This window comes from Microbulbifer hainanensis (assembly GCF_014904735.1).
Classification (GTDB): Bacteria; Pseudomonadota; Gammaproteobacteria; order Pseudomonadales; family Cellvibrionaceae; genus Microbulbifer; species Microbulbifer hainanensis.
Genome location: NZ_JACZCR010000087.1, coordinates 1 through 786, shown reverse-complemented (window position 1 = coordinate 786; position 786 = coordinate 1). Strand labels below are relative to the sequence as shown.

General features: G+C 51.7%; 1 protein-coding gene. It reads right to left on the bottom strand.

Features of this window, described 5'->3' with window-relative positions; genetic code table 11:
- The coding region (locus IG168_RS20450) for a hypothetical protein (protein WP_226877202.1) at positions 1–786 on the bottom strand (786 nt) is incomplete at both ends.

Sequence of the window (786 nt, the reverse complement as noted above, 5' to 3'; positions counted from 1 at the left end):
TTTTCCGTTATTTTCTACTGTGATGGAGTCAAAATTAATATCTTCAGCAAGTTCCAGGGTAAAACCGTCCACCAGCAAAGCATTGTTTGCCGCTGTAAATGTGCCCTCCGCAATCACATAGGCACTGCCACTACCATCACCACTGATCGTAGCGGCGATATGTGCACCATCACCAATTGTCAACCGCCCCTTGCTGACATAGATATCGGCATCGACCTGACCACTGAGATAGGTTGATTCGTAGCTCTCTGCACTAGATCGGTTAACAACCTGTAGCGTGGCATTACCAGAGGCCAGGGACCGATCGTAGAGATAGACAGTACCTGCAGCGCCATAGGCTGTAGTTGCACTATAATTGCTTCCACCTCGCGCAAAGATTTGCTGCTTAGAATCAACTCCACTTATCGAGTCATAGTAGATCGCAATGCGGCCACCACCGCCGGTGGCAGCGACGTAACCTTGACCACCTGTGGCCTCAATCAGGGTATTCTCATCCCCAACGAGTTCACCAGCGTCAATCCAGATAGAGCCGCCACTGCCGCCACCAACCCTATAAGAATAATCACCGTTGGATAAGATCTTTCCGTAGACCTCGAGACGATTAGCAACGACCAGCTTGATAGCTCCGCCACCGTGGCTACCTTGATATGAGCTGCTGTTTACATACCCACCAACTCCGAAATCAATTGGCTGCCTGTAGTCGCCAAAGGGAGCGTTGGTTCCGCCAGTACTGGGGTCTCGTCCACCAAGGCCACCGTAGCTGCCTCCAGACTGCGTGTAGTCGCC